Below are 22,598 nucleotides of genomic sequence, written 5' to 3'. Positions count from 1 at the left end.
ACTCAGCTAATCAAAATGGCCCGGAAGTCATTCACGTTGGTCAAGGTCGGGCCAGTGATCACACTGTCTCCCAGCGCCTGAAAGAAACCGTGGCCATCGTTGTTGTCCAGGCTATCGCGTGGCTTGATGCCCAGCGCCCAGGCGCGCTGCACGGTGTCCGGCGCCAGCCACGCCCCGGCGATATCTTCCTGGCCGTCGACGCCATCGGTGTCGCCGGCCAGCGCATGGATGCCCGGCGCACCGTCGAGCGCGATGCCCAGCGCCAGCAAAAATTCCACGTTGCACCCACCCCGGCCATGGCCGCGTATCGTCACCGTCGTTTCGCCTCCCGACAGCAGCACGCACGGGGCGGCAAACGGCTGGCCCCGCACGGCCGTTTGCAGTGCAATGCCGGCCATGACTTTGCCTACCTCCCGCGCTTCGCCCTCCAGGCTGTCGCCTAATATATACGGCGTGACGCCAGCTGCGCGTGCCACGCTAGCGGCCGCTTCGAGCGCCAGTTGCGGCGTGGCGATCAGGGTCGTATGCGTGCGCGCCAGCCGCGCATCATCGGGTTTCACGGATTCCCCGCGCCCGCTTTCCAACGTTGCTCGTATGCTGTCCGGCAAGTCCATGCCATAGCGGCGCACGATGGCGAGCGCGTCTTCGCACGTGCTGGCGTCGCCCACCGTGGGACCGGAAGCGATATCGCCGAGCTTGTCACCGGGCACGTCGGAAATGGCCAGGGTGATGACTTGCGCCGGATGGCAGGCCGCCGCCAGGCGCCCGCCCTTGATGGCGGACAAATGGCGGCGCACGCAATTGATTTCGCCGATGCTGGCGCCCGAGGCCAGCAATGCACGGTTCAAGGCTTGCTTGTCTGCCAGGCTGATGCCCTCGAGCGGCAAGGCCAGCAGGGACGAGCCGCCCCCCGAAATCAAACACAGCACAGTGTCGTCAGCGTGCAAGTTGGCGACCAGGTCGAGCATGCGCTGCGCGGCCTGCATGCCGGCCGCATCCGGCACGGGATGCGATGCTTCCACGATGTCGATGCGTTCACACGCCACGGCGTAACCATAGCGTGTGACGACCAGCCCAGACAACGGCCCCGGCCAGTGCTGCTCCACGGCTTGCGCCATGGCCGCCGACGCCTTGCCGGCGCCGATGACGATCAAGCGCCCCTTGGGGGCGGGCGGCAGATGGGGCGGCACGCAGTGCGATGGCTGCGCCGCAGCGATGGCGGCGTGGAACATGGCTTGCAGCAAGGCGCGCGGCGCTGGGGTCGTCGTCATCGTGTTTCCTCCGGTATCGGACCCCGATCATAGCAGGGCCGACGCCGCCCGCGCCATCGGTAGCAGCGGTGCCAGCGGGTACCAAATTGCCTGGCAGCTAGAATGGCATCTTGCACACATCATAGGAACAGCATGAGCGACGCCATCGAATGGACCAGTCTTGCCCGCACTTTCGGGCTGTTTACCGTCACGGCCGTGGCTGAACTACTGGGCTGCTATCTGCCCATGCTGTGGCTCAGCAACAAGGGCAGCGCCTGGCTGCTGGTGCCGGCCGCCATCAGCCTCTTGCTCTTCGTCTGGCTGCTGAGCCTGCATCCAGCCGCCAGCGGCAGGGTATATGCCACGTATGGCGCCATCTACATCGCCACGGCGCTGGGATGGCTATGGCTGGTGGACGGCATCACGCCGGCCTGGACGGACATCGCCGGCGTGAGCCTGGCCCTGGCTGGTGCCGCCGTCATTGCCCTGGGACACAAGGCGGCTTGATTTATATCAAGCGCCATGCGCGCGGAAGTTCGTCTCCGCCGACCACACGGCGCTGGCGCGGGCCAGCAAGACCGCTTCGCCATCGGCCAGCCAGTCGTCGGCATCGGCGATCTTCCACATGGCTTGCAGCAGCTTGCGGCGCAAGTCCGGGTCATCGATTTCATCGAGCAGGCTGTCGATCACGCCATTGGCCAGCTGCACGGCGCCATGCACGGTCGAGGTCAGCATGTCATCGCACAAGTCTTGCAGCAGTTGCTGAAAGGCAGCCGGCGCCAGGTCGATATGTTCGAGAATTTTGCTGCGATGCATGGCTTGCAGCTCGGCGCCGGCCAGGTTGCCGTCGACCACCATCATCAAGGCCAAAATACGTCCAGCTGCCTGGGGACTGTTCATTGCATAGGTACGCATGATTTTCTACTTTCTCAGTTGATTAAAAGGCACGCCACCGCCCTGCGGGGCGCGCCGTACTACACTTTATTTCTTGTCGCTGCGGGTGATGAAGACGCTCGCCACGCAGCTGGACACGATCAGCACCGCCACTACCAGCAACGACGCTTCCACCGGCACGTGGTACCACGGCATGATCAGCATCTTGGCGCCGATGAACACCAGCACCATCGCCAGGCCATACTTGAGCATGTGGAAGCGGTCCGCCACGTCCACCAGCAGGAAGTACAGAGCGCGCAAGCCCATGATGGCGAACAGGTTCGACGTGAAGACGATGAACGGGTCGGTCGTGATGGCAAAAATCGCCGGGATCGAATCGACCGCAAAGATCAGGTCCGTCACCTCGATCAGGATCAGCACCAGGAACAGCGGCGTGACATAGCGCAAGCCACCTTTTGTCACGAAGAAACGCTCGCCATGGTCGCCGTCGGCGACCCGCAAATGGCGGCGGGCAAAACGCAGCACGGGATTGTTCGCCACGTCTGGCTCCGCATCGGCCGCCACCAGCATGCGCATACCGGTAATCAAGAGGAAGGCGCCAAACAGGTACAACACCCAGCTGAACTCGCTCACCACCCAGGCACCAGCCAATATCATCACGGCACGCATAACAATCGCGCCCAGCACGCCGTAAATCAAGACACGGCGCTGGTACTGCAGCGGCACCTGGAAGGCGCTGAAGATCAGCAGGAAGACGAAGACGTTGTCGACCGACAGGGCTTTCTCGATCAGGTAGCCGGAGAAAAACTCCAGCGCCTTCTGGTTGGCGATCTCGGGTCCGGCCGTGCCATTCAGATACCACCACAGGCCGCCGTTGAACAGCAGGGCCAGGCTGACCCACACCAGCGACCACGTCGCCGCTTCCTTGACACCCACCTTGTGCGCCTTGTTGCCGCCGAAGACGAACAAGTCCAGCGCCAGCATGAACAGAACGAATACGATGAAGCCGGCCCACATGGGTGCCGTCGCAATGCTTTCCATGCCGTTCATTGGTAGCCTCCGCAACTGTTTGTCTCTATCCTGATAGCCATGGCTGTCTCCTTGCATGAATGGAGCAATCATCATAGTCCGAATACAAACATCGAACAAATCGAATATAATTTACAAATACATCGTAAATTTCGATGTATTAAATTTCCGGGAAGCCCATGTCTACACTCAACTTCAAGCACTTGCGCTATTTCTGGATGGTCGCCAAGACAGGCAGCATCGCGCGCGCGGCCGAGCAGTTGCACCTGACGCCGCAATCGATCTCCGGGCAGCTCAGCGAGTTTGCCGATACCCTGGGCGTGGAATTGTTCCGCCGCAGCGGGCGCCAGCTGGAATTGACGGACACCGGCAGGCGCATCCTCAGCCATGCCGAATCGATTTTCAGCACCGGCGATGAATTACTGGAAATCGTGCGCGACCAGTCACGCACCGTGACGACAACTTTTCGCGTGGGCTGCGCCGATTCCGTCTCGAAACTGATCGCCTGCCGCCTGGTCGCGCCCGCGCTGGGCCTGGCCGAGCCGCTGCGCATCATTTGCCGCGAAGGACGGCTGGCCAGCCTGCTGGCGGACCTGGCCGTGCACCGGCTGGACCTGATCATGGCAGACCGCCCCATCCCGGCCCATTTGAGCGTGCGCGGTTTTAACCATTTACTCGGTGAAAGCGGCATGACCCTGTTCGGCACGCCCGCCCTGGCCGCCACCCTGACAGGGGGCTTTCCGCACTGTCTGGATGGCGCGCCGCTGCTGCTGCCGGGCGAAGACTTCGCCATTTACGGACGCTTGCTGCAGTGGCTAGGCGACAACCATCTGCACCCGCGCATCGTCGGCGAGTTCGACGACAGCGCCATGATGAACGCCTTCGGCCAGTCCGGCGCCGGCCTGTTCTTTGCACCCACCGTGATCGCACCCCAGGTTTGCGAACAATACGCCGTGGTGGCGCTGGGGCGGGTCGACAGCCTGGTCGAGCAAGTGTATGCGATCACCACGGAGCGGCGCTTGAGCCACCCGGCCACCGTTGCCATCAGCCAGAGCGCGCGGCACGAGCTGTTCGTCTAAGCGCTGACGACAAAAGCACGCGGGGCGGTGCAGCCACACGCTTGCCCGAACATTACAAATTAAACGGAAACGGCTGCATGCCCGCCTGCCTGTCATCGGGGGCGACCACGGCCAGCAAGGCGCTCAAGCCCTGGTTCAAGTGCGCCAGGCTGTCGGGGTCCAACTGGGCCAGCGCGCTGGGCAACAAGCCGCGCGCCGGCTGCGGCGCGACGGCGATCACGGCCTGCCCTTCCAGCGTCAGGGTCAGCGTGACTACACGCTGGTCGGGCTGGTCGCGCGCCTTGCGCACATAGGCTTTTTTCACCAGCGCATCGACCAGGTTGCTGGCCGTCGTCTGGTGGATAGACATCTTGCCAGCGAGCTCGCCCATGCGCAGGCCTGGCTGCTCCAGCAATTCCTGCATCGCCCACAATTGCGCGCCCGATACGCCGCATTGCTTCTCGATCTGCGCCGAGTGCCGCTGCGCCGCGCGCATGACGACGCGCATGTTTTGCAAGGCCAAGCCTTGCGCCCTGACCAACGCCGAAACTTCCGCTTCCACCACCATTGCCTCCAATTATAAGATCCGGCTTCGCACCTGCTGGTGGGCCGCAATCGCTGCATGATACCTGCAAAGGCAGGCGTGCTCATAAAACAAGCAAGCGCCGGTCGGCAGCTTGCTCCGGATAAGGAACAGCAACGGCTTTACCCGCCGCGCAAGCGATGCTGGAGCCAGCGGGGGCAGGAACAGGCTGGGGCAGAGGCTCAGCCCGCGCCACCCTTGACGGGCGACAACTGGCTCGCATGCAGCCGTGCATACGCGCCGCCCTGCTGCAGCAAGGCGGCATGGCTGCCCGACTCCACCAGGCGCCCGCCCTGCATGACGACGATGCGGTCGGCGCTTTCGATGGTCGACAACCGGTGCGCGATAACGATGGTGGTGCGGTTGCGCATCAGCACTTCCAGCGCCGCCTGCACCTGTCGCTCCGACTCCGTGTCCAGCGCGCTGGTCGCTTCGTCGAGCAAGAGAATCGGCGCATCCTTGTACAGCGCGCGCGCAATGGCCAGGCGCTGGCGTTGCCCGCCCGACAGGCGCGAACCGTTCTGGCCAGCCTGCGTTGCGTAGCCTTGCGGCAACTGCGTGATGAAATCGTGGGCGTAGGCGGCGCGCGCCGACGCTACGATACGGGCCATGTCCGGCGCCGGGTCGCCATACGCGATATTTGCCGCCATGGTGTCGTTGAACAAGATCACATCCTGGCTGACGAGGGCGAACTGGCGCCGCAGGTCCAGCAAGGCGTAGTCGCGCACATCGACGCCGTCGAGCAGGATCTGGCCGCCGCTGACGTCATAGAAGCGCGGCAGTAAACCCAGCAAGGTGGTCTTGCCGCCACCCGAGCCACCCACCAGGGCCACCGTTTCGCCGGCGCGGATGTCGAGCGTGATATCGCGCAAGGCCGTGGGCGCATCGGGATCGTCGCTGTTGTAGCGGAAGTGAACGTTTTGCAAGGACAAATTACCGTGCACCGCCGATGGCGCAATGCTGCCCGGGTCCGGTTCCAGCGGCGTATCGATCAAGCCAAACACGGACTCGGCCGCCGCCAGGCCCCGTTGCAATGGCTCATTGATTTTCGTCAAATTCTTTATCGGCGATTGCATCGCCATCAGCGCGCCCATGAAGGCGACGAAGGCGCCCGGCGTGATGGCACCGCTTTGCGCGCGCAGCATGGCAAAATAAATCACGGACGACAGGGTAATGCCGACGAGCATCATGATGAAGCCGGAATTCATGGCCGAGGTGGCTGCGTGCTTGACGGCCAACTGGCGATTACGCTTGACGACGTCGACGAAGCGCGCCTGTTCATAATCTTGCCCACCGAAGATTTTCACCACGCGCTGGCCGGCGATGCTTTCATCCAGCACCGACGTCAGCTCGCCCACGGCTTGCTGGGAACTCTTGCTCAGGTGGCGCATGCGGCGTCCCGCCAGGGTCACGACGATGGCCACGATGGGCATCGAGGTCATGCAGAACAGGGCCAGTTTCACGTCGATGCTGAACAATAAAACCAGGTAGCCGATGGTGGCGACGGAATCGCGCACCATCACGTTGAGCACGTTCAAGCCCGCTTGCGACACCTGGCTGGCGTCGAAGGCTACGCGCGACTGCGTCAGGCTGGTGGTGGTAGTATCGAAAAAACGGCTGGGCAGGCGCATGATGGTGGCAAACATCTTTTCACGCAGGTCCGCCTGCACCCGGCTCGATAGCCATACGGAACCATAATCGCCGGAAAAACTGGAGACCATGCGCAGGACGGCCAGGCCCAGGATGGTGGCGGGAATCACCCACAAATCGACTTGTCCTGCGTGTGCCGGCAAGAAACGATCGACCCAGCCCTGCAGCATGCCCATCATGCCGGAGGCGGGCGCGACCTGTGTGCTGGCCGTCGCGCGCATGGCATCGACGACGTTTTGCAACTGTCGGATTAACAATACATCGGTGGCGGACGCCACGCCGACAGCCAGCAAAGTGGCTGCAACGATGGCGCCATAGCGGCGAAACTGGCCGGCCAGGCGAAAAAACAGGAGGCGACTTTGCTGCATGCAGGTGGGAAAAGTGAGGGTAAAGCGTGATTCTAACGCGTGGATTGCTTACCAATGAGAAAATCGTCGCCCTGCCGGCACTGATCGCCGGCAGGGGCAGTCCTGCGGAGGCAGGAAATCAGGACTTCGCCACTTTCCACGCTGCATCGCCAGCCTGGCAGAGCTTCAGTTTGAGGGTCTGTTCCTGGCCTTTGGCGCTCAAGGCGACCTGCACCTTGCGGCAGGTGCGCGCATCCGTCTTTTCCGTGTCGCTGGCCGTGATCTCGGCGGCGATGCGCACGCAATTGCGCAAGCACTGTTTGCGGCCCCTGAAGGGCAGAACGTTGGCAAGCCGAAACGGCTGCCGCATAATGCAAGCATGTTCAAACTGACTTTTCTCGGCACGTCTTCCGGCGTGCCCACGCGCCACCGCAACGTCACGTCGCTGGCCCTGCAAACCACGCACAACCGCGACTGGTGGATGATTGATTGCGGCGAAGCCACGCAGCATCGGCTGCAGCGCCTGCCCTTGTCCGTGCACGACCTGGTGGGCATCTGTATCACCCACGTGCATGGCGACCACAGCTACGGACTGCCGGGCTTGCTGGCCAGCGCCTCCATGACGGGGCGCAAGAAGCCCTTGCTGCTGATCGCCCCGGCCGCCATCAAGGCCTGGATCGACGCGACCCTGCTGCACACCGAACTATTCCTGACGTATCGGCTGATCCATATCGACGTCGACAGCGCGCAAGTCGTCCATCAGGAAGCGGGCTTGAGCATCGAGCGCCATGCGCTGTCGCACCGCGCACCGAGTGTCGGCTATCGTTTCGCGCTGGAAATAAGCCGCTGGAAGCTGGACAAGGCGGCCCTGCAGGCGGCTGGCGCGCCACCGGGCCGCGCCTGGGGATTATTGCAAGCTGGCCAGGATGCGCTGCTCGACGATGGCACGCTCTTGCGCGCCGCCGCTTTCCGCCAGGTGGAAACGCAACGCGCCACGGTGGTGATCGGCGGCGACAACGACACGCCAGCGTTGCTGGCGAACGCCTGCAACGGGGCGCAGTTGCTCGTGCATGAAGCCACTTACACGGAAGCGATGCTGCAGAAGGTCGGCCCCGGTCCCACGCACAGTTCCGTGCAGCGCGTGGCGCAGTTTGCCGAGTCTGTCCGCTTGCCGAACCTGATCCTCACCCACTTCAGCGCCCGCTATCACAATGCGGACGGCATGGCCGAGCTGGCAGCGGAAGCACGCCTGCATTACTCGGGAGAGCTGTTCCTGGCGCGCGATTTCGACAGCTATGAACTCGACGCGGCCGGCGCACTGACCAAGCTGCCAACAAAAACATGACGATACATCGCGCCAGCATCACCTTCCATGCCGCCAATGCGGACGATACCGCCGCCTTCATCACATTGCGCGGCATGACGCGGCAAAACGCCGTTTCCAAGGAACGCCTGGCGGAAGTGGGTATCACGGCCGAGTCCTGGGCCCAGATGATGCACTCGGGCAGCCTGCCTGGCCAGGTCTGCCACCACGACGGCAAACTGGTCGGCTACTGCTTTGGCGAGCGCGACACGGGCGAAATCATCGTCCTGGCGCTGCTGCCGGAATTCGAAGGCTTGGGCATCGGCAAGAGCATGCTGGAACATATCATGGCGCAACTGCGCGCACACGGCCATGCACGGCTATTTCTTGGCTGCTCCAGCGACCCCGCCTCGCGCTCCTACGGTTTTTACCGCCATCTGGGCTGGACTGCAACGGGTGCCGTCGACAAGTACGGCGATGACGTGCTGGAGTTTCACTTTACAGCCTGAAGGCCTTGGCCAGCAGACCCAGGGGAAAGCTGTAGCGGCAGCGTCAATCGCTGCGGCGGGCAATTGAGGGGCCGACTATGCTTTGCCATCATAAGAAGGTCATCTCCAAACCGGCCATCCTGACAGCGAAAAAGGTGACGATCCCCAAGGCCAGCAGCAATAGCGTGAACAGTGCGACCACCTTGCCGCTCGCGCTTAGCAGCGCGCGATTCTGCTTTGCCTTGTCCTTATCCTTCTTGCCTTGATCGTAATGCCACTTGATGGCAAAAAACATGCCCGTGCCGAGCACGAGCGCCTTGAACGTCACGAACACTATCGGGGTCCAGTCCATCATTTTGAGTCTTTCCAGGTTATTACTTGACACTATCGATCGTGAGCAGCACTGCCTCAAACGCCGCTTGCGCAGCTTCTGTTACTACCACTCCACCACTCCACCAGGCATCGTGCTTGCCTCTTTCATTATATCTATCGATGCGATCACGATGGCATCGAGCGCAGCGATTTTCCAAATGCAGGTGAAAGGTGGGAAAGCATCAGCGACTGCCATGCAAAGATGGTGTTGCTGCACGCTCTGATGCATACTACTTGAAAACAATTTCCATACATTGAGACAAAATGTCCCAGTTGAAAACCATGCAAGATGACAATTTGCCCATCTGGTTGCCGCGCTTGGCCCGCAACAAGGGGCCACGTTTTTTGCAAATTGCCGATGCATTGCAAGCGGCTGTGGCAGATGGATCGTTGACGCCGGGCGAGCGTCTGCCTACGCAGCGCCAGTTGGCGGCACAGCTGGGCGTCGACCTGACGACGATCACGCGCGCCTACGACGAAGCCCGACGCCGCAACTTGCTGGAGGGCCGCGGCGCGCGAGGCACTTATGTGGCGGCGCCGAAAGTCGAATTGACCGCAGTCCTCGACCTGAGCATGAATACCCCGCCGCCACCGGATGGCGTGGACTTCGACGACATGTTGAAGCAAGGCTTGTCGCAAGTATTGATGAGGGCAGACAATGAATTGCTGATGACTTACCACTTGGGCGGCGGAAGCGAGTCCGACCGCAAGGCTGGCGCCGCATGGCTGGCACCAATGTTTGGACCTCTGGATGACGCGCAGCTTGTTGTCTGTCCCGGTGCGCAAGCGGCGATCGCCGCATTGATCCTGGCGCTGACGCAGCCTGGCGATGTCATCCTGGCAGAGCCCACGAGTTATCCCGGCTTGCGTGCGGCAGCGGCGCAATTCGGCCGACACCTCATCGCGGTGCCAGCGGACAAGCACGGGATGCTGCCTGAGATGCTGGAGCAAGCGTGCCGCCAGCACAAGCCAGGGCTGGTCTACCTCAATCCGACATTACAGAACCCGACTGCCATCACCATGCCGGAACGCCGGCGCAAGGAGCTCGCCAGCATCGCGAAGCGCTGCAAGGTGCGCATCATCGAAGACGATCCCTATTGGCTTCTTGCCGATGCCGCGCCACCGCCTATTGCCACGCTTGCCCCGCAGCAGGTGTACTACATCTCCACCCTGTCGAAATGCCTGACGCCCGGCTTGCGCGTCGCCTTCGTGCTGATACGCGACGCGCACGAACGCGAGCGTTTCCTGGTCTCGCTCAGATCATTTGCGCTGATGGTCGCGCCCCTGACGGCGGCACTGGCCACCCAGTGGATACTCGACGGTTCGGCTGACAGATTGATGCAAGGCGTGCGCAAGGAGGCACGCCTGCGCCACCGGATGGCGCGCGACATCCTTGCGGGGCGCTACAGCGGCTTGGGTGACGGCCTGCATGTCTGGCTCGAGTTGCCGGCGTACTGGAACTGCTCACAGCTTGCGCATGCCGCCGCCAGCTCCGGCATCGCAGTCACGCCTGCGCAGGCATTCGCCACTGGCAGCGTATCGGTAAATGCCATTCGGATCTCTTTGGGTTGCATCCGAGACCGTGGACGCTTGCAAGCGGGTCTTCAACGACTGTCGCATCTGCTTGCGCAGCGGCCCGAGTCGTTCAGCGCTGCGGTGGTTTAACGGTTCAGGAAGCACTGTACTTCGTGCAGCAGTACTGCCCATGCGCTTGCAGATTGCTTGGGTGTGTACTGCCAACGGCGGGCGCCAGGATGGCAAGCAGCCCATGGTTGTTGGCTGAATTCTTCAGCGAGCAACGCCAATCTGGCCAAGCGCGGCGATCGCTTCAAACTCGATCACCGCGGCCCAAGGTGAAGGGCCAAGCCAGGCCGGCTTCAAAGGCCCATGGGCAAGCAATGACCAGCGCCACCGCTACGTGATTGCCAACGGTGACTGACATAAAAAGTGCCGTCAAAACGCACTGTTTCCGTATCAAAGGCAGGCACGGAAAAAACAACTTTTCCTACGCGCACTAGAACCCGGACAGATGTTTCTCAGCCTTTAAACATCTTCAGCAATGCCACTGCCGGGGACGTTGAACCGATCTTGCGGTTTGTTTGAGCCGCATCGAGGACTTCGACAAGTTCATCATATTTGTCGGCTTGCCTGTCGTTCAAGTTGGTCATATTCATATTCCAGCGGGGGAAGGTACGAAAGCTCGCCGGCTCGTTGTACAGTACCCGCGAATTTTTGTGTCGCGGATCGAGTTCGATTTTTTTATACAGCTTATCGAGTGCAGCTATCGGACCTTCCAATACTTGCAAAAACCAACCACCGTTGTAAAACAGACTACCTGTTACATCGATTGGTCCATTATTTGTCTTGGCTTTTTCTTGTATCGAAGAGAGGTCTTCTGGAGACATCTTACGCGTGGCTTGACTTATGTAAATGAGTTGATTAATTGACACTTTAACATCCTATCTTCTGGGACCCTAGGTCGTATTTGACTAGGCCAGCGGACATACTACCCGAGAAAATGATGTGCCGTTTGAAGTGCGGGGAAACGCTCAGCCGGACTAGCGACCTGGGCAGTAGTGCAGACCGTTGTTGTCATTGAGCGGGCCATGTGGGAGGGCATGGCGCTGCCGCTCTTGGGCGATGCGCTCCAGATCCAGAGCGGGCGGGGCGCGAGGGTCAGTTCCGGCATTCAGACACGGACTGAGGCGGGCGATGCGGTGCAAGCAGGCGCCGTCGAAAAGCAAATTAGGACCACGAACGCGCGCCTGCGGTGCGCGGCAGCAGTTGGAGGATTCGGGGCGCCTAGCGCCATCGGCCAACCCCTCCACCTTAAAAATTGCTACTTAAGTAATATTATGAGATTTCGCAATTAGATACTCCTAAGACTGCGGAACAATGCCTGTGATCCCCCATTCAACTCTCGGAGACATCATGGCAATCGACGTATACCTCCAAATCGACGGCATCAAAGGCGAATCGACCGACTCCGGGCATTCAGGCTGGATTGAAATTACTTCGGCACAGTGGGGCGTCACGCAACCAAAAAGTGCGACCGCATCGACTGCTGGCGGCCATACCGCCGAGCGGTGTGAGCATCGAAGCCTTTCAATCACCAAGCTGGCAGACATCTCATCACCACTCCTGATGCAGACCTGTTCTTCCGGCAAGACGATCCCCAAGGCCAAGCTTGAATTCATGCGTGCCGATGGCGACGGCAGGCCTGTCAAGTACTACGAGGTAGCGCTAGAAAATGTCTTGATAGGCAATATGGAGCAGATCGTGCATGAAGGCAGCGTCTTGCACGACGCTATTGGACTGAAATTCTCAAAAGTCATCTGGAAATACACCCAACAAAAGATTGGCGGCGGCGCCAGTGGCAACACGACCGGTGGCTGGAACCTATCGACTAATCGCATGACCTAGGAGGAACGGAGCATGCTTGAAGTCCAACGCAAGGATAAACGCGGCCTCTTCATCATTCCTCAAGCCCCGGAAGATGCCGGTTACTACGTGTATGGCACCCCTGGCGACGGGGCTGGCCAATACGCCCACCCAGCGATGATGACCGCGATCTTGCGGGTAGAGCGGGAATGGCAAGCTATCGATAAACGCAAATTCGGGGTTGGGAACATCAGCTTAGCCGAAGGCGTAAAGTATAAGGGACACGCGACGCATCGAAGCGGGCTTGAGGTCGATGTTCGCCCACTGCGCAAAGACGGTCGCCAGGTCGCAGTTCATTGGTACAACGAAGAGTACGACCAGGTAGGAACGGGCAAGCTCATTGAGCTATTTCGCACTTACTCTTCTGTCGTATTAATCTACTTTAACGATAGTCATATCCCATTTGTAACTTATCAGGCAAACCATGATCATCATTTCCACGTGAAATTGCGAGGCTGACATGAAAAAAATACTGGGATTACTTCTTGGCGTAACAGCACTATTCACCCTCGCTTATGCAAATGATAGTTCCGGCTGGACATCTGAATACAAGCCACTTAAAGGCTCATATCTGATCTATTCTGGCGAACTGGGAGAGCAAGAGGCGCCAACCCAGATTGACCGTAAGCTTGCCATCGAAGTTACAGGCCAAATGGCGCGCGACATGTTTACTTCCATGCCTCCAGATTTCAAGCCCACATGCAGCGGCGAGAAAGGCGACCGTGATCGACGTAAAGGCAATCTCTATTGCACCTATCATAATGGCAAAGAATACCGATGCTTTATCGGTCTGAATTTGCGAACTGGTAAGAGTATTGGGGCAGGCTCATGCTGAAGTACGGGCGCGAGGATCTGGTCCGGCATTCAGACACGCACTGAGGCGAGCGATGCGGTGGAAGCAGGCTCAGTCGAAAAGCAAATTAGGACCACGAACGCGCGCCTGCGGCGCGCGGGGCTGCCGCGCAGCGGCAGCAGTTGGAGGATTCGGGGCGGGCTGGGCCGGTAGGCCCAGCCATTCGAATCTCACACGCAGGGCGCGAAGGCGCCCTGCTCGCTTCCGCCAGGCAATAAAAAACCGCCCGAAGGCGGTTTCTTTATTTCCTGGCGGAAGCGGTGAGATTCGAACTCACGAACAGTGTAACCCGTCGCTAGTTTTCAAGTCTTCAAAATACTTCATACATTTCAAACACTTACGCGTAATTTCGTTCCGCATGCAAGGTTTTTCCACCACCTTGCAACGTGCTGTTTTCACCGCCCCACACGGACGATGCGGAAACGTTTTTTGTGCGAGAGTGGTCTGTGAATCGCTACGAGTTCACAAGGTAGAAGGAAAGCTATGGTTTCCCATAGCCTCCTCTAGCATAGAGCTAATAATTACTTCGATTTAACATGCTTACGGACAGGTACTGTCATTACAACAGTTGTCTTAGGATGGGTATTTGCGTACTGCTGAGTCACGATACGTCCCGTGACTGCGCTAATAGGCATTTTTTTGGTTGTTGCAGGCTTAGTGGCCATGTTTTTACTCCTATAAACAAACGGATCAAGTCAACAGGTATCAAAAAATACAATTGAAAAAATATGATGAAATCTGTCGAAATTTTGCTTAGAATGGAGTCAGGGCACCGCAAAAGTGTCCTGACGCGTAAAGCCTACGATCTTCTGATCATATGGGGTTTTGCCATATCCGATCCCTGCCTTCCTAGCTCAATACATTGCTAGTTATGTTCCGCCTCTCAGCGGCTGGGTTCAAAAAAGAGGCGGTCAACGTTGGCGCGTTGACTGTCTCGCCTCACCTATCATCCACTTATATCCCCCTACATGTAGTAGTTGAACCAAGGAATGAGTCTAATTGTAGTGACGCTTGGACATCGATGCAATAGTTTTCCGGCATCCGCCGGGGTAATTTTTTGTATTTTCATATACGATTTCGGTTGACTTTTCAGGCCATGGACTCATAGCCATGGTGAGAAAGAGTGATCACTAACTTTTCTACAATCTCGGCCATCTCTCCGGTAAAACATCGTAAAAGTGGAAAAAATCTCATTCCAAGCCATAAGGTCTTAATGATGTGGCCGAACCTTTCGAAAACGCACCTCACTATCGGACGCCTCTTCTACTTCGATATCTAGAGTGCAAAGCCAGGATTGGGCGTAGCTCACCAACTCCCCGACATCATTACGGACGCGCTCGAAACCCGACAGCGTGAAGCGGCCGTCGTTCGCCCATAAGATGTGTGGGTCAATCAGCTCATACCCATCGCGCGCGCTTTGGGTCAACCTAGCGACCTTGACCGGGCGCCGCAATCCCTGGTCTGTCACGTCCATGTTCGTGAGCATTCCGCGATGGGTCACCGTGTACCGGTCCGACAGCATGCGGCGCGGTATCTCCACCCCCAGCTTGCGCATCATCACCATCCTAATTTTCATCGCATCACCTACAAAAAATACTGTATATATATATACAGTATATCAAAGTTAAAAACCGGCTATCATCTTTCCATGTGCGGACGCGTTGACATGAGTGAGAACTCCCGGCTCTACCTGAATGCCATCGGGTGGACGGATGCGGCTATCGACAGCCAGGAACAGATACGCTTCAACGTCATGCCCGGCACCTACGTGCCAGTGCTGCACCTCAAGGACGATCAACCACACTTGGATGACACGTTCTGGAGCTACCGACCAGCCTGGGCCGCCGCTGCGACACCCGTCCCTGGCAAGAAAAAAATCCCCATCGCCATCAATGCCCGCGTGGAAAAACTCGCCGGCGCCTACTGGAAACCCTTGCTGCGCGCCGGGCGCGGCATCGTTTGCGCGTCGGGCTGGTACGAATGGACCGGGGAAAAGGGCCAAAAGCAGCCCTGGCACATTCACCGCAAAGACCGTGAGCCGCTGTTCTTGCTCTCGCTGGCCAACTTCGCGCCGTTCAAGGAAAACCGCGAGGAAGCGGGCTTCGTCCTGGTCACCGCGGATTCAGTCGGGGGAATGGTCGACATTCACGACCGCCGCCCCGTCACCGTCAGCGCCGACGACGCGCGTCGCTGGCTCGATCCCAAGCTGACAACCGACGAGGTCATGCACATCGCGCGCACGGCCATGCTCGATGCCGCTCTGTTCGAATGGCATGCCGTGAGCACGGAATTGAACCGTGGCGCGGATGGGCCGCAGGTAGCCGAGCCACTGACCAGAACCGAATAACAACGGGCCTTGCGGCTGCGATACAGACCCGCCAGCACACAAAAAAAGGCTTCCCCACGCCATCACACCAGCCGCACGAATAACCGCTCAAAGTGCGTCAAAATGCGTCAAATCTCATGCCCCCTCTTCACCCCACCGCGCCAGTCCTCATGCGCCTTCGGCCATGGCGCACATTTGAGTCAAAAGACCCCTACATAGCGGGCAGGTGTGGAGGGGGGACAACTGCGCGCGCCGGGCCGAAATGGGACTTTTTCTTGCTCTCATGGCAATATCATTCATCAGGACGTGAAAAAGCCGCCTCATGGGCGGCCTGTGCGGTGGCTGGGGCGCTGCGGCGCGGCTGGGCTATCGTGCCCCGGCCTGCCGGTTAGCGCGGCATGACGGTCATCCTGGACGGCCGGCGCGGGCCTTGGCCGCCTGCTCCTTCTCGTAATCGTCGCGGCAATCCACGTTGCAGAACGGCAGACCGGGCGCCAGCGGTTCGTCGCAGTAGTGGCAGGAACCCTGCGCAGCCAGAGCCGGCCGGCGGCGCACGGCAGCCAGGCCGCGCGCCACTTCGGCGAAGATGATCTTGTCCGTGTTGTCGATGTGGTCGCTCATGCTGCCCCCTCCGGCTTGGCCAGCTCATACGGGGCGAACTGCACCACTTCCACGCCGGCCCATTCGTTAATCGCCATGAACTGCGACTGCAGCGGCACCAGCTCGTTACGCGCGAACACGCGCGCGGCAGGCTCCACGGCGCCGAAGCCGCCGGCATTGTTCGGCAGGATGCCCATCAGCTGCGGCGGCACGCGGTGCGCGGCCAGTTGGTCGTCGCGCGTCACGCTCTTGATGTTGAAAAACTCGTCCTTGGCGGCCACGTCCGACACGGGCAAAATCTGGATGCCATCCTTCTTGCCGTTCGGCGCGTACATGAACAGGTTGCGAAAATTACCCGGCCCCTTGCTATCGCGCATGGCCTGGCGCAGGTTGTCCACATCCTGGGTATTCGCCGCCGCGTCCGTCATGTAGAAGACGAAACCGGCGTGCGAGCCGTTCTTGTAATACTTGCGACGGAACAAGGTTGCCGCCTCGTTGAGCCAGGCCGATTGCAGCGCGCTCAGGTATTGCGGCACGCCGTACAGCTCCTGATTCACATCCGGTTCCATCAGGTGGAACACGCGGCCCGTTTCAAACTGGTGCGCGGTGCCGTGATTGGTCACGAAGAAATACGTGTCCCAGTCGATGCCGCGCCGCATGTACTTGGCCAGCGCATGCGCAAACGTCAGCGGGCGTCCGCTACGGCTGGGGCGGTCTTCCAGGTAGCAGTTGCCGAAGGTCAGGAAGTCGAGCGCAAGGCGCTTGAAGGCGTCGCGCGACAGGTATTTGCTGGGCATCAAGGTGGACGCCAGCACGTTGGCCTTGAAGTGGATGGCGCTGGAATGGTGCACGCCGGCATTGAACGACTTGGCCAGGCCGGCCAGGTTGATGGGCGGCTCGTACCATTGGCCATTCTTCCAGCATTCGAAGCAGTCGAGAATGTCGCCGTGCTCCAGCACGGGCGTGGGGTCGCCGAAGGAAAACGCCTGGATGCCGGCGGCGTCCGGCGGCGCCGTCGTGATTGCAGCAGGTGCGGAGCGCGCGCGGGCGCGCTGATGTCGTGCTTTGCTCAAGAATAAATCTCCATGATGGATTGGTTGTTGTCGGTACTGCCTTCGAAGGGTTCGTGGTCGAGCGCGTGCATGCAGGCCCATGCCAGATCGGCGTGGCCCGTTTCGTCGCTGCGCCCGGCCACATAGGTGACGTGCCGCCCGCTGGGCGTGAGGGTCTTGCGGATCGCCATGAACGATTGCGCGATGTCGATCCAGCCGGCGTCAAATTCCAGCCGGCCCTTGCTGATGATGTTCTTGGCCTTCAAGACCATGCGGGTTTTGACTTCCGGCGAGTAGTTCAGGGCTGTCACGGCCGGGAAAAAGCCGCGCACGATGGGCAGCACGCCGATGCCCATGCCGGTCGTGTCGATGCCGATGTATTCGACGTTGTAGCGCTGCGTCATCTGGCGGATGGCTTCGGCGTGATCCTCAAAGCTCTGCCCGCGCCACTGGTGGCGTTCCAGCACGCGGAACTTGCCGCCGGCCGTCATCGGTGGCGCCAGCACGACGCAGCCGGCGCTATCGCCGTTCAGGGCCGGGTCGTAGCCGATCCACACGGCGCGGTTGCCGAACGGACGCAGGCCCAGCAGCGGCTTGTAGTCGTCCCATTCGACCCAGGAATCGACCATGCAGCGCTGCAGTTCGTTCAAGGGGAAGACCGACGCCGAATCGTCGATAAAATTGCACATCAACAGGTTTTCGAACTGGTCGGGGCTGTATTCGAAGTTGCGCAGCTCGTCGATGTCGAACAGGTTGCAGCCGCCCCGCTCGGCATCGAGGATCGTGACGATCTGGCGCCAGAGCTTGTCTTCGCCCGTGTAGCCGGACGACAGGCGCCGGTGGCTCACATCGATATTGAATTGCTCGGCCTTGGCGCGGCGCTTGTTGAACAGCTCGCCCGTCCAGAACGGGTAAGCCTGGTGCGTGGTCGAGGATGGCGTCGAGAAATACGTCTTGCGCCACTTCTTGTGGATGGCCATGCCCGAGGCGACCTTGTTCAACTCTTGGAAATTCTGCGTCCAAAAGAATTCATCGAAGTAGAAATTGCCGTGGTAGCCCTGCGCCGTGCGCGCGTTGGTACCCAAGAAATACAGGTGGGCGCCGTTCGGCAGCACAATAGGGTCACCCGTCAGGTCGATGCCGGCCGCCTCGCGCGCGAATTGCACGATGTATTGCTTGAAGACGTGGGCCTGGCTTTTTGAGGCGGACAGGAAGATTTGATTGCGGCCCGTCTGCATGGCGTCGGCCAGCGCCTCACGGGCGAAATACCAGGTGGCGCCGATCTGGCGGCTCTTGAGGATGGCGCGCGTGCGCTGATCGCCATTGCGATACCAAACCTTTTGATAGTCGAAGAGCGAATCCTGGAAGGCGTCGAGCAGCTGGATGCGCTGTTCTTCGCTAAAATCGTTGCGCGTCGGCTTCTTCTTGGGGCCGGCATTGCGGTTCGCCAGCTTGGGGTTGAGATCGACCTCATTCCCTCCGGGTTGCTCGTACCTGCGCACGCGCGCCATCTGCACGATGGCGCGGGCAAGTAAATCAATTTCCTTGAAGTCGCTGCCGCTCTTGACCTCTTTTTCGACCAGCTTGATGATGCGCAGCTCGACCGCGTTTTCGACGTGCTCGATGCCTTGCGCCTTGTCCCACTCGTCGCGCGCCTTCCAGCTATTGATGGTGCTGCGCTTGATCCCCAGGTGGCGGGCGATGGACGAAATGCGCCAGCCCTTCCAGTACAGGCCGCGCGCCGCGCGGCGCGGCTCGGATTCGGGCACGGCCAGTTCGGCGATTTTCTCGTCGGGGCTTTGTTCGCTTATTTTGTCAATGTCTAACATGCCGCCAGCGTAGGCCGCGCGCGCGTGGAACGGGGAAAGGCAGAAGTCGCTATGTCCCATAGCAACCCGCCCCGCATTGAATCGCCGGGCAGCAACGGTGACCATGGCGTTATCCGATCAACCGAGACACGCCACCATGCCTAAATCCCAGTTCTTCCGCGTCGCCACCGAAGGCGCCACCACGGACGGCCGCAACATCGACCGCGCCACCATCGAGCAGCTTGCCGCCAGCTACAACCCGAAAACCTACGGTGCGCGCATCTGGCTGGAACACATTCGCGGCATCCTGCCCGACAGCCAATTCAAGGCCTACGGCGACGTGATCGCCGTCAAGGCGGAAGAAGTGGACACCGACAGCGGCAAACGCCTGGCCCTGTTCGCGCAGATCGAGCCCACGCCCGAACTGGTCGCCATCAACAAGGCCAAGCAAAAGCTGTATTCCAGTCTGGAAATCAATCCCGACTTTGCCGATTCGGGCATGCCCTACCTGGTCGGCCTGGGCGTCACGGACAGCCCCGCCAGCCTGGGCACCGACGCCCTGAAATTCTCGGCGAACCGCAAGCAGCAAAGCACCAACCTGTTTAGCACTGGCGTCGAGGTCGAACTGGTATTCGATGAACCGGCGGGCGTCAAGCTGGCCGATGCCGTCAAAAACTTGTTGTCGCGCTTCTCCAATAAATCCGGCACCGACGCGGCCCAATTCGCCGACATCAGCGAAGCCGTGCAAACCCTGGCCGGCCACGTGGTCACCGCCAACGACAACTACGCCAGCACCCTGGCCCGCCTGGAAAAAACCGAAACGGCTTTGACGGCAACGCAGCAGGAGCTGGCCACCTTCAAGAAGCAGATGGACGAAGCGCCCGGCAACGCGCCGCGCCGCCCATCGGCCACCGGCAACGACGGCACCGTGCAGACCGAGTTTTAAGCGTCCGCGCCCTCACCCCACATTTATCCAACAACGGAGCACCAATCAATGAAAAAGCAAACCCGCCAGGTCTACAGCCAGTACGAAACCCGCCTGGGCCAACTGAATGACACGGACAGCGTGGCCAAGACCTTCAGCGTGGCGCCCAGCGTGCAGCAGAAACTGGAAACGAAGATGCAGGAATCGAGCGAGTTCCTGTCGAAAATCAACATCATGGGCGTGGCCGAACAGGAAGGCGAAAAGCTGGGCCTGGGCGTGTCCGGCCCGATTGCCGGCCGCACCGACACCAAGGCCAAGGAACGCGAGACGCGCGATCTGTCCACCCTGGACAGCACCAAATACCGCTGCGAGCAAACCAATTTCGACACCCACCTGACGTATGCCAAGCTGGACGCCTGGGCCAAGTTCGCCGACTTCCAGGCGCGCGTGGCCAATGCCATCATCATTCGCCAGGCGCTGGACCGCATCGTCATCGGTTTCAATGGTGTAAAAGTCATGGCCAACACCGATCTGGCCGCCAATCCGCTGCTGCAGGACGTGAACAAGGGCTGGCTGCAGCACCTGCGCGAACAGGCGCCCGAGCGCGTGCTGGGCCTGGTCGGCAGCGGCCTGGCCGGCAAGGTCATCATCGGCGAGGGCGCGGATGACGACTACGCCAACCTGGACGCCGCCGTGGTCGATGCCGTCAATTTGCTCGATCCGTGGTATCAGGAAGACACGGGCCTGGTCGCCATCATCGGCCGCAAGCTCTTGAGCGACAAATACTTCCCGCTGGTGAACACCACGCAGGCACCCACGGAAACCTTGGCGGCCGACATCATCATCAGCCAGAAGCGCATTGGCGGCTTGCCAGCGGTGCGCGTGCCCTACTTCCCGGACAACGCCATCCTGATTACCCGCTTCGACAATCTGTCGATCTACTTCCAGGACGGCGCGCGCCGCCGCCGCGTCGAGGACAAGCCCTCGCGCGACCGCATCGAGAACTACGAGTCGTCCAACGACGCCTACGTGATCGAAGACCTGGGCCTGGCCGCCCTGGTGGAGCACATCGAGCTGAAAGCCTAAGCCATGGGTAACCTGTCCCCTGCCCTGCGCCACCGCGCGCGCATGCTGGCCGAGCGCACGGCCGGCGCCGCCGAGCCGCTGGGCGTGACCACCGGCAGCGCGTATGAGCTGATGCTTTACAAGCTGTCCGACGACCGGCGCCGCCTGAAGTCCATCCAGTCGGTAGAACGCAAGATCGAGGTCAAGGCCACCATGCTGGCGACCTATGCGCAATGGATCGACGGCGTGCTGGCCGGCGGCAAGGGCGCGCAAGACGATGTCGTGGCCACCCTGCTGGTGTGGCACATCGACACGGGCGAATACGACCGCGCCCTGGTCATCGCCGCCTACTGCATGGAGCACAAATTCACCCTGCCCGACGGCTACAGCCGCGACATTCCGACCATGATGCTGGACGAATTCGCCGCCGCCTACCTGCAGGGCAAGCTGGGCGACGATCCGCAGCATGCCGTGGCCGTGCTGGGCACCGTCGAAGCCATGACGGCCGCCAGCGACGCGCCCGACCAGGCGCGCGCCAAGCTGCACAAGGCCATCGGCCTGGCCATGGTGGCCGTGCTGGACCAGCAGGACGCGACGGACATCGCCCCGGCCCTGCTGGAACAAGCCGGCGCCGCCATGGCGCAGTTGCAGCGTGCGCGGGCCTTGTCCGAGTCCGTCGGCGTCAAGAAAGACATGGAACGGCTGGAGCGGCGCATCAAGCGCGCGGCCGATTCCAGTTAAAGAGCAGCCCCCGGCGCACAGGCGGCACGGGGGGACTCTGGCCAACACAGCGGCCTGATGAACCCCGTCCACCGCCTACCCTTTCACTCCCACCGCAGACACTATGTCCTTTATCGCCCTTCCTCCCCGCGTACCAGGTGCCGCCAGCACGCCGCCCGCGCCAGCGCCCGGCATCGTGGAAAACGATGGCTGGTTTCCCGACATCCTTCTCAGCGAAATGCGCGACGCCATGCGCCTGGACGGCACCGTCACCGACGCGCGCCTGGTGCAAGCCGTGGTCGATGCCATCCTGCAGGTCAACCGCGAGCTGGCCGCCTGGCAGGGCCAGCATGCGGCGGCCGGCATCGCCACGCTGGCGGACGTGCCGGCCACGCGCATCAACCGCGAAAGCCGCCTGCTGGCGCAATACCGGCGCGCCGTCTACAGCACGGCCAAGGCCGACCTGATCGAGCGTTACCGCGACTACGACACCACGGCGTCGTCGGCCAGCGACAAGAAAAGCATGGAATGGCTGGACGAGGCACCCGGCGCGCAGCGGCGCAATGCGCAATGGGCCATCGCCGATATGGTCGGGCGCACGCATTTGACGGTGGAATTGATCTGATGCAGGTGCGCACGCAGCAGCACGACACGGTAGACGCGCTGGTGTGGCGCTACCTGGGCGACGGCGCCGGCTACGTCGAGCAAACCCTGGAAATAAATCCGGCCCTGGCGCGCCACGGCGCCGTGCTGCCGGCCGGCCTGGTCGTCACCCTGCCGGAACCTGCCGCCAGCGTGGCCGCCGTGGCCGACGTTGTGCAGCTATGGGACTGA

The 22,598-nt window shown here is 60.7% G+C and carries 26 protein-coding genes and 1 tRNA gene; 14 read left to right on the top strand and 13 right to left on the bottom strand.

What is annotated here, in order from left to right; genetic code table 11:
- Nucleotides 1-2 precede the first annotated feature (2 nt).
- Complete coding sequence (locus tag H4V96_RS06295; RefSeq protein WP_196856862.1) at nt 3-1,271, bottom strand: glycerate kinase; 1,269 nt, start codon at nt 1,269-1,271, stop codon at nt 3-5.
- 132 nt (nt 1,272-1,403) lie between these two features.
- Here H4V96_RS06295 and H4V96_RS06290 point away from each other — a divergent pair, with 132 nt between their 5' ends.
- Nucleotides 1,404-1,757, top strand: a complete 354-nt coding sequence (locus H4V96_RS06290) for a YnfA family protein (protein ID WP_070345455.1) — start codon at nt 1,404-1,406, stop codon at nt 1,755-1,757.
- A gap of 6 nt (nt 1,758-1,763) precedes the next feature.
- Here the strand turns inward: H4V96_RS06290 and H4V96_RS06285 are convergent, their stop codons facing one another.
- Entirely contained in the window at nt 1,764-2,165 is a 402-nt protein-coding gene (locus H4V96_RS06285) for a TerB family tellurite resistance protein (protein ID WP_029496258.1), read from the bottom strand.
- Between the two features lie 66 nt (nt 2,166-2,231).
- Complete coding sequence (locus tag H4V96_RS06280) at nt 2,232-3,194, bottom strand: TerC family protein (protein WP_280720800.1); 963 nt, start codon at nt 3,192-3,194, stop codon at nt 2,232-2,234.
- A gap of 158 nt (nt 3,195-3,352) precedes the next feature.
- Here H4V96_RS06280 and nhaR point away from each other — a divergent pair, with 158 nt between their 5' ends.
- Nucleotides 3,353-4,252 (top strand): transcriptional activator NhaR, encoded by a 900-nt coding sequence (gene nhaR, locus H4V96_RS06275; protein ID WP_010396338.1) that lies wholly within the window; start codon nt 3,353-3,355, stop codon nt 4,250-4,252.
- A gap of 52 nt (nt 4,253-4,304) precedes the next feature.
- Here the strand turns inward: nhaR and H4V96_RS06270 are convergent, their stop codons facing one another.
- The 3 genes from H4V96_RS06270 to H4V96_RS06260 all read right to left on the bottom strand — a co-directional run bounded on the left by H4V96_RS06270 (nt 4,305) and on the right by H4V96_RS06260 (nt 7,112).
- Nucleotides 4,305-4,793, bottom strand: a complete 489-nt coding sequence (locus H4V96_RS06270) for a MarR family winged helix-turn-helix transcriptional regulator (RefSeq protein WP_280720799.1) — start codon at nt 4,791-4,793, stop codon at nt 4,305-4,307.
- A gap of 203 nt (nt 4,794-4,996) precedes the next feature.
- Nucleotides 4,997-6,832 carry a lipid A export permease/ATP-binding protein MsbA gene (msbA, locus tag H4V96_RS06265; protein ID WP_010396334.1) on the bottom strand — a complete coding sequence of 612 codons (1,836 nt, stop codon included), beginning with the start codon at nt 6,830-6,832 and terminating at the stop codon, nt 4,997-4,999.
- A gap of 118 nt (nt 6,833-6,950) precedes the next feature.
- Nucleotides 6,951-7,112 carry a hypothetical protein gene (locus H4V96_RS06260; RefSeq protein ID WP_196856860.1) on the bottom strand — a complete coding sequence of 54 codons (162 nt, stop codon included), beginning with the start codon at nt 7,110-7,112 and terminating at the stop codon, nt 6,951-6,953.
- 78 nt (nt 7,113-7,190) lie between these two features.
- Here H4V96_RS06260 and H4V96_RS06255 point away from each other — a divergent pair, with 78 nt between their 5' ends.
- Nucleotides 7,191-8,156, top strand: a complete 966-nt coding sequence (locus H4V96_RS06255; protein WP_196856859.1) for a ribonuclease Z — start codon at nt 7,191-7,193, stop codon at nt 8,154-8,156.
- Nucleotides 8,153-8,623, top strand: coding sequence for a GNAT family N-acetyltransferase (locus H4V96_RS06250; protein WP_196856858.1), 471 nt, complete (start codon nt 8,153-8,155; stop codon nt 8,621-8,623). Before H4V96_RS06255 ends, H4V96_RS06250 begins: the two co-directional genes overlap by 4 nt.
- Before the next feature lie 88 nt (nt 8,624-8,711).
- On the opposite strand, the gene H4V96_RS06245 is transcribed toward H4V96_RS06250, so the two are convergent.
- Nucleotides 8,712-8,957 (bottom strand): hypothetical protein, encoded by a 246-nt coding sequence (locus H4V96_RS06245; protein ID WP_010396329.1) that lies wholly within the window; start codon nt 8,955-8,957, stop codon nt 8,712-8,714.
- A 281-nt stretch (nt 8,958-9,238) separates the two neighbouring features.
- Between H4V96_RS06245 and H4V96_RS06240 the strand changes: the two genes are divergently transcribed.
- Nucleotides 9,239-10,639 carry a PLP-dependent aminotransferase family protein gene (locus tag H4V96_RS06240; RefSeq protein ID WP_280720798.1) on the top strand — a complete coding sequence of 467 codons (1,401 nt, stop codon included), beginning with the start codon at nt 9,239-9,241 and terminating at the stop codon, nt 10,637-10,639.
- A gap of 371 nt (nt 10,640-11,010) precedes the next feature.
- Here H4V96_RS06240 and H4V96_RS06235 read toward each other — a convergent pair whose 3' ends face one another.
- Nucleotides 11,011-11,424 (bottom strand): BLUF domain-containing protein, encoded by a 414-nt coding sequence (locus H4V96_RS06235; RefSeq protein ID WP_070345461.1) that lies wholly within the window; start codon nt 11,422-11,424, stop codon nt 11,011-11,013.
- 481 nt (nt 11,425-11,905) lie between these two features.
- On the opposite strand from H4V96_RS06235, the gene H4V96_RS06230 reads away from it, so the two are divergent.
- Genes H4V96_RS06230 through H4V96_RS06220 form a run of 3 tightly spaced genes read left to right on the top strand, consistent with a single transcriptional unit; the run spans nt 11,906 to nt 13,250 of the window.
- Nucleotides 11,906-12,397: a type VI secretion system tube protein Hcp gene (locus H4V96_RS06230; RefSeq protein WP_196856857.1), complete on the top strand. Its 492-nt coding sequence runs from the start codon at nt 11,906-11,908 to the stop codon at nt 12,395-12,397.
- 12 nt (nt 12,398-12,409) lie between these two features.
- Nucleotides 12,410-12,874: a penicillin-insensitive murein endopeptidase gene (locus H4V96_RS06225; protein WP_280720797.1), complete on the top strand. Its 465-nt coding sequence runs from the start codon at nt 12,410-12,412 to the stop codon at nt 12,872-12,874.
- Nucleotide 12,875: 1 nt separating this feature from the next.
- Nucleotides 12,876-13,250, top strand: coding sequence for a hypothetical protein (locus H4V96_RS06220; protein WP_196856113.1), 375 nt, complete (start codon nt 12,876-12,878; stop codon nt 13,248-13,250).
- A 267-nt stretch (nt 13,251-13,517) separates the two neighbouring features.
- Here H4V96_RS06220 and H4V96_RS06215 read toward each other — a convergent pair.
- Both H4V96_RS06215 and H4V96_RS06210 read right to left on the bottom strand, forming a co-directional pair.
- Nucleotides 13,518-13,609: transfer RNA gene (locus tag H4V96_RS06215), tRNA-OTHER, on the bottom strand.
- A gap of 869 nt (nt 13,610-14,478) precedes the next feature.
- Entirely contained in the window at nt 14,479-14,826 is a 348-nt protein-coding gene (locus tag H4V96_RS06210) for a hypothetical protein (protein ID WP_280720796.1), read from the bottom strand.
- A gap of 90 nt (nt 14,827-14,916) precedes the next feature.
- Between H4V96_RS06210 and H4V96_RS06205 the strand changes: the two genes are divergently transcribed.
- Nucleotides 14,917-15,615, top strand: a complete 699-nt coding sequence (locus tag H4V96_RS06205) for an SOS response-associated peptidase family protein (RefSeq protein ID WP_280720795.1) — start codon at nt 14,917-14,919, stop codon at nt 15,613-15,615.
- Between the two features lie 384 nt (nt 15,616-15,999).
- Here H4V96_RS06205 and H4V96_RS06200 read toward each other — a convergent pair whose 3' ends face one another.
- Genes H4V96_RS06200 through H4V96_RS06190 form a run of 3 tightly spaced genes read right to left on the bottom strand, consistent with a single transcriptional unit; the run spans nt 16,000 to nt 19,075 of the window.
- Nucleotides 16,000-16,215 carry a hypothetical protein gene (locus H4V96_RS06200; protein WP_280720794.1) on the bottom strand — a complete coding sequence of 72 codons (216 nt, stop codon included), beginning with the start codon at nt 16,213-16,215 and terminating at the stop codon, nt 16,000-16,002.
- Nucleotides 16,212-17,267, bottom strand: a complete 1,056-nt coding sequence (locus H4V96_RS06195) for a phage portal protein (protein WP_280720793.1) — start codon at nt 17,265-17,267, stop codon at nt 16,212-16,214. The genes H4V96_RS06200 and H4V96_RS06195 overlap by 4 nt, the downstream gene beginning before the upstream one ends.
- Nucleotides 17,264-19,075: a terminase ATPase subunit family protein gene (locus H4V96_RS06190; RefSeq protein WP_280720792.1), complete on the bottom strand. Its 1,812-nt coding sequence runs from the start codon at nt 19,073-19,075 to the stop codon at nt 17,264-17,266. Before H4V96_RS06190 ends, H4V96_RS06195 begins: the two co-directional genes overlap by 4 nt.
- Before the next feature lie 136 nt (nt 19,076-19,211).
- Between H4V96_RS06190 and H4V96_RS06185 the strand changes: the two genes are divergently transcribed.
- The 5 genes from H4V96_RS06185 (at nt 19,212) to H4V96_RS06165 (ending at nt 22,598) form a co-directional block, all read left to right on the top strand.
- Nucleotides 19,212-20,000: a GPO family capsid scaffolding protein gene (locus H4V96_RS06185; protein ID WP_280720791.1), complete on the top strand. Its 789-nt coding sequence runs from the start codon at nt 19,212-19,214 to the stop codon at nt 19,998-20,000.
- Between the two features lie 48 nt (nt 20,001-20,048).
- Nucleotides 20,049-21,065 (top strand): phage major capsid protein, P2 family, encoded by a 1,017-nt coding sequence (locus H4V96_RS06180; RefSeq protein ID WP_280720790.1) that lies wholly within the window; start codon nt 20,049-20,051, stop codon nt 21,063-21,065.
- A gap of 3 nt (nt 21,066-21,068) precedes the next feature.
- A complete protein-coding gene (gene gpM / locus H4V96_RS06175; protein ID WP_280720789.1) occupies nt 21,069-21,785 on the top strand; it encodes a phage terminase small subunit in 717 nt (238 codons plus the stop codon).
- Between the two features lie 103 nt (nt 21,786-21,888).
- Nucleotides 21,889-22,389, top strand: coding sequence for a head completion/stabilization protein (locus H4V96_RS06170; protein ID WP_280720788.1), 501 nt, complete (start codon nt 21,889-21,891; stop codon nt 22,387-22,389).
- Nucleotides 22,389-22,598 carry a tail protein X gene (locus H4V96_RS06165; protein WP_280720787.1) on the top strand — a complete coding sequence of 70 codons (210 nt, stop codon included), beginning with the start codon at nt 22,389-22,391 and terminating at the stop codon, nt 22,596-22,598. Before H4V96_RS06170 ends, H4V96_RS06165 begins: the two co-directional genes overlap by 1 nt.

This window comes from Janthinobacterium sp. CG_23.4 (assembly GCF_029892305.1).
Taxonomy (GTDB): domain Bacteria; phylum Pseudomonadota; class Gammaproteobacteria; order Burkholderiales; family Burkholderiaceae_D; genus Janthinobacterium; species Janthinobacterium lividum_D.
This window is presented reverse-complemented; position numbering and strand designations above follow the sequence as displayed.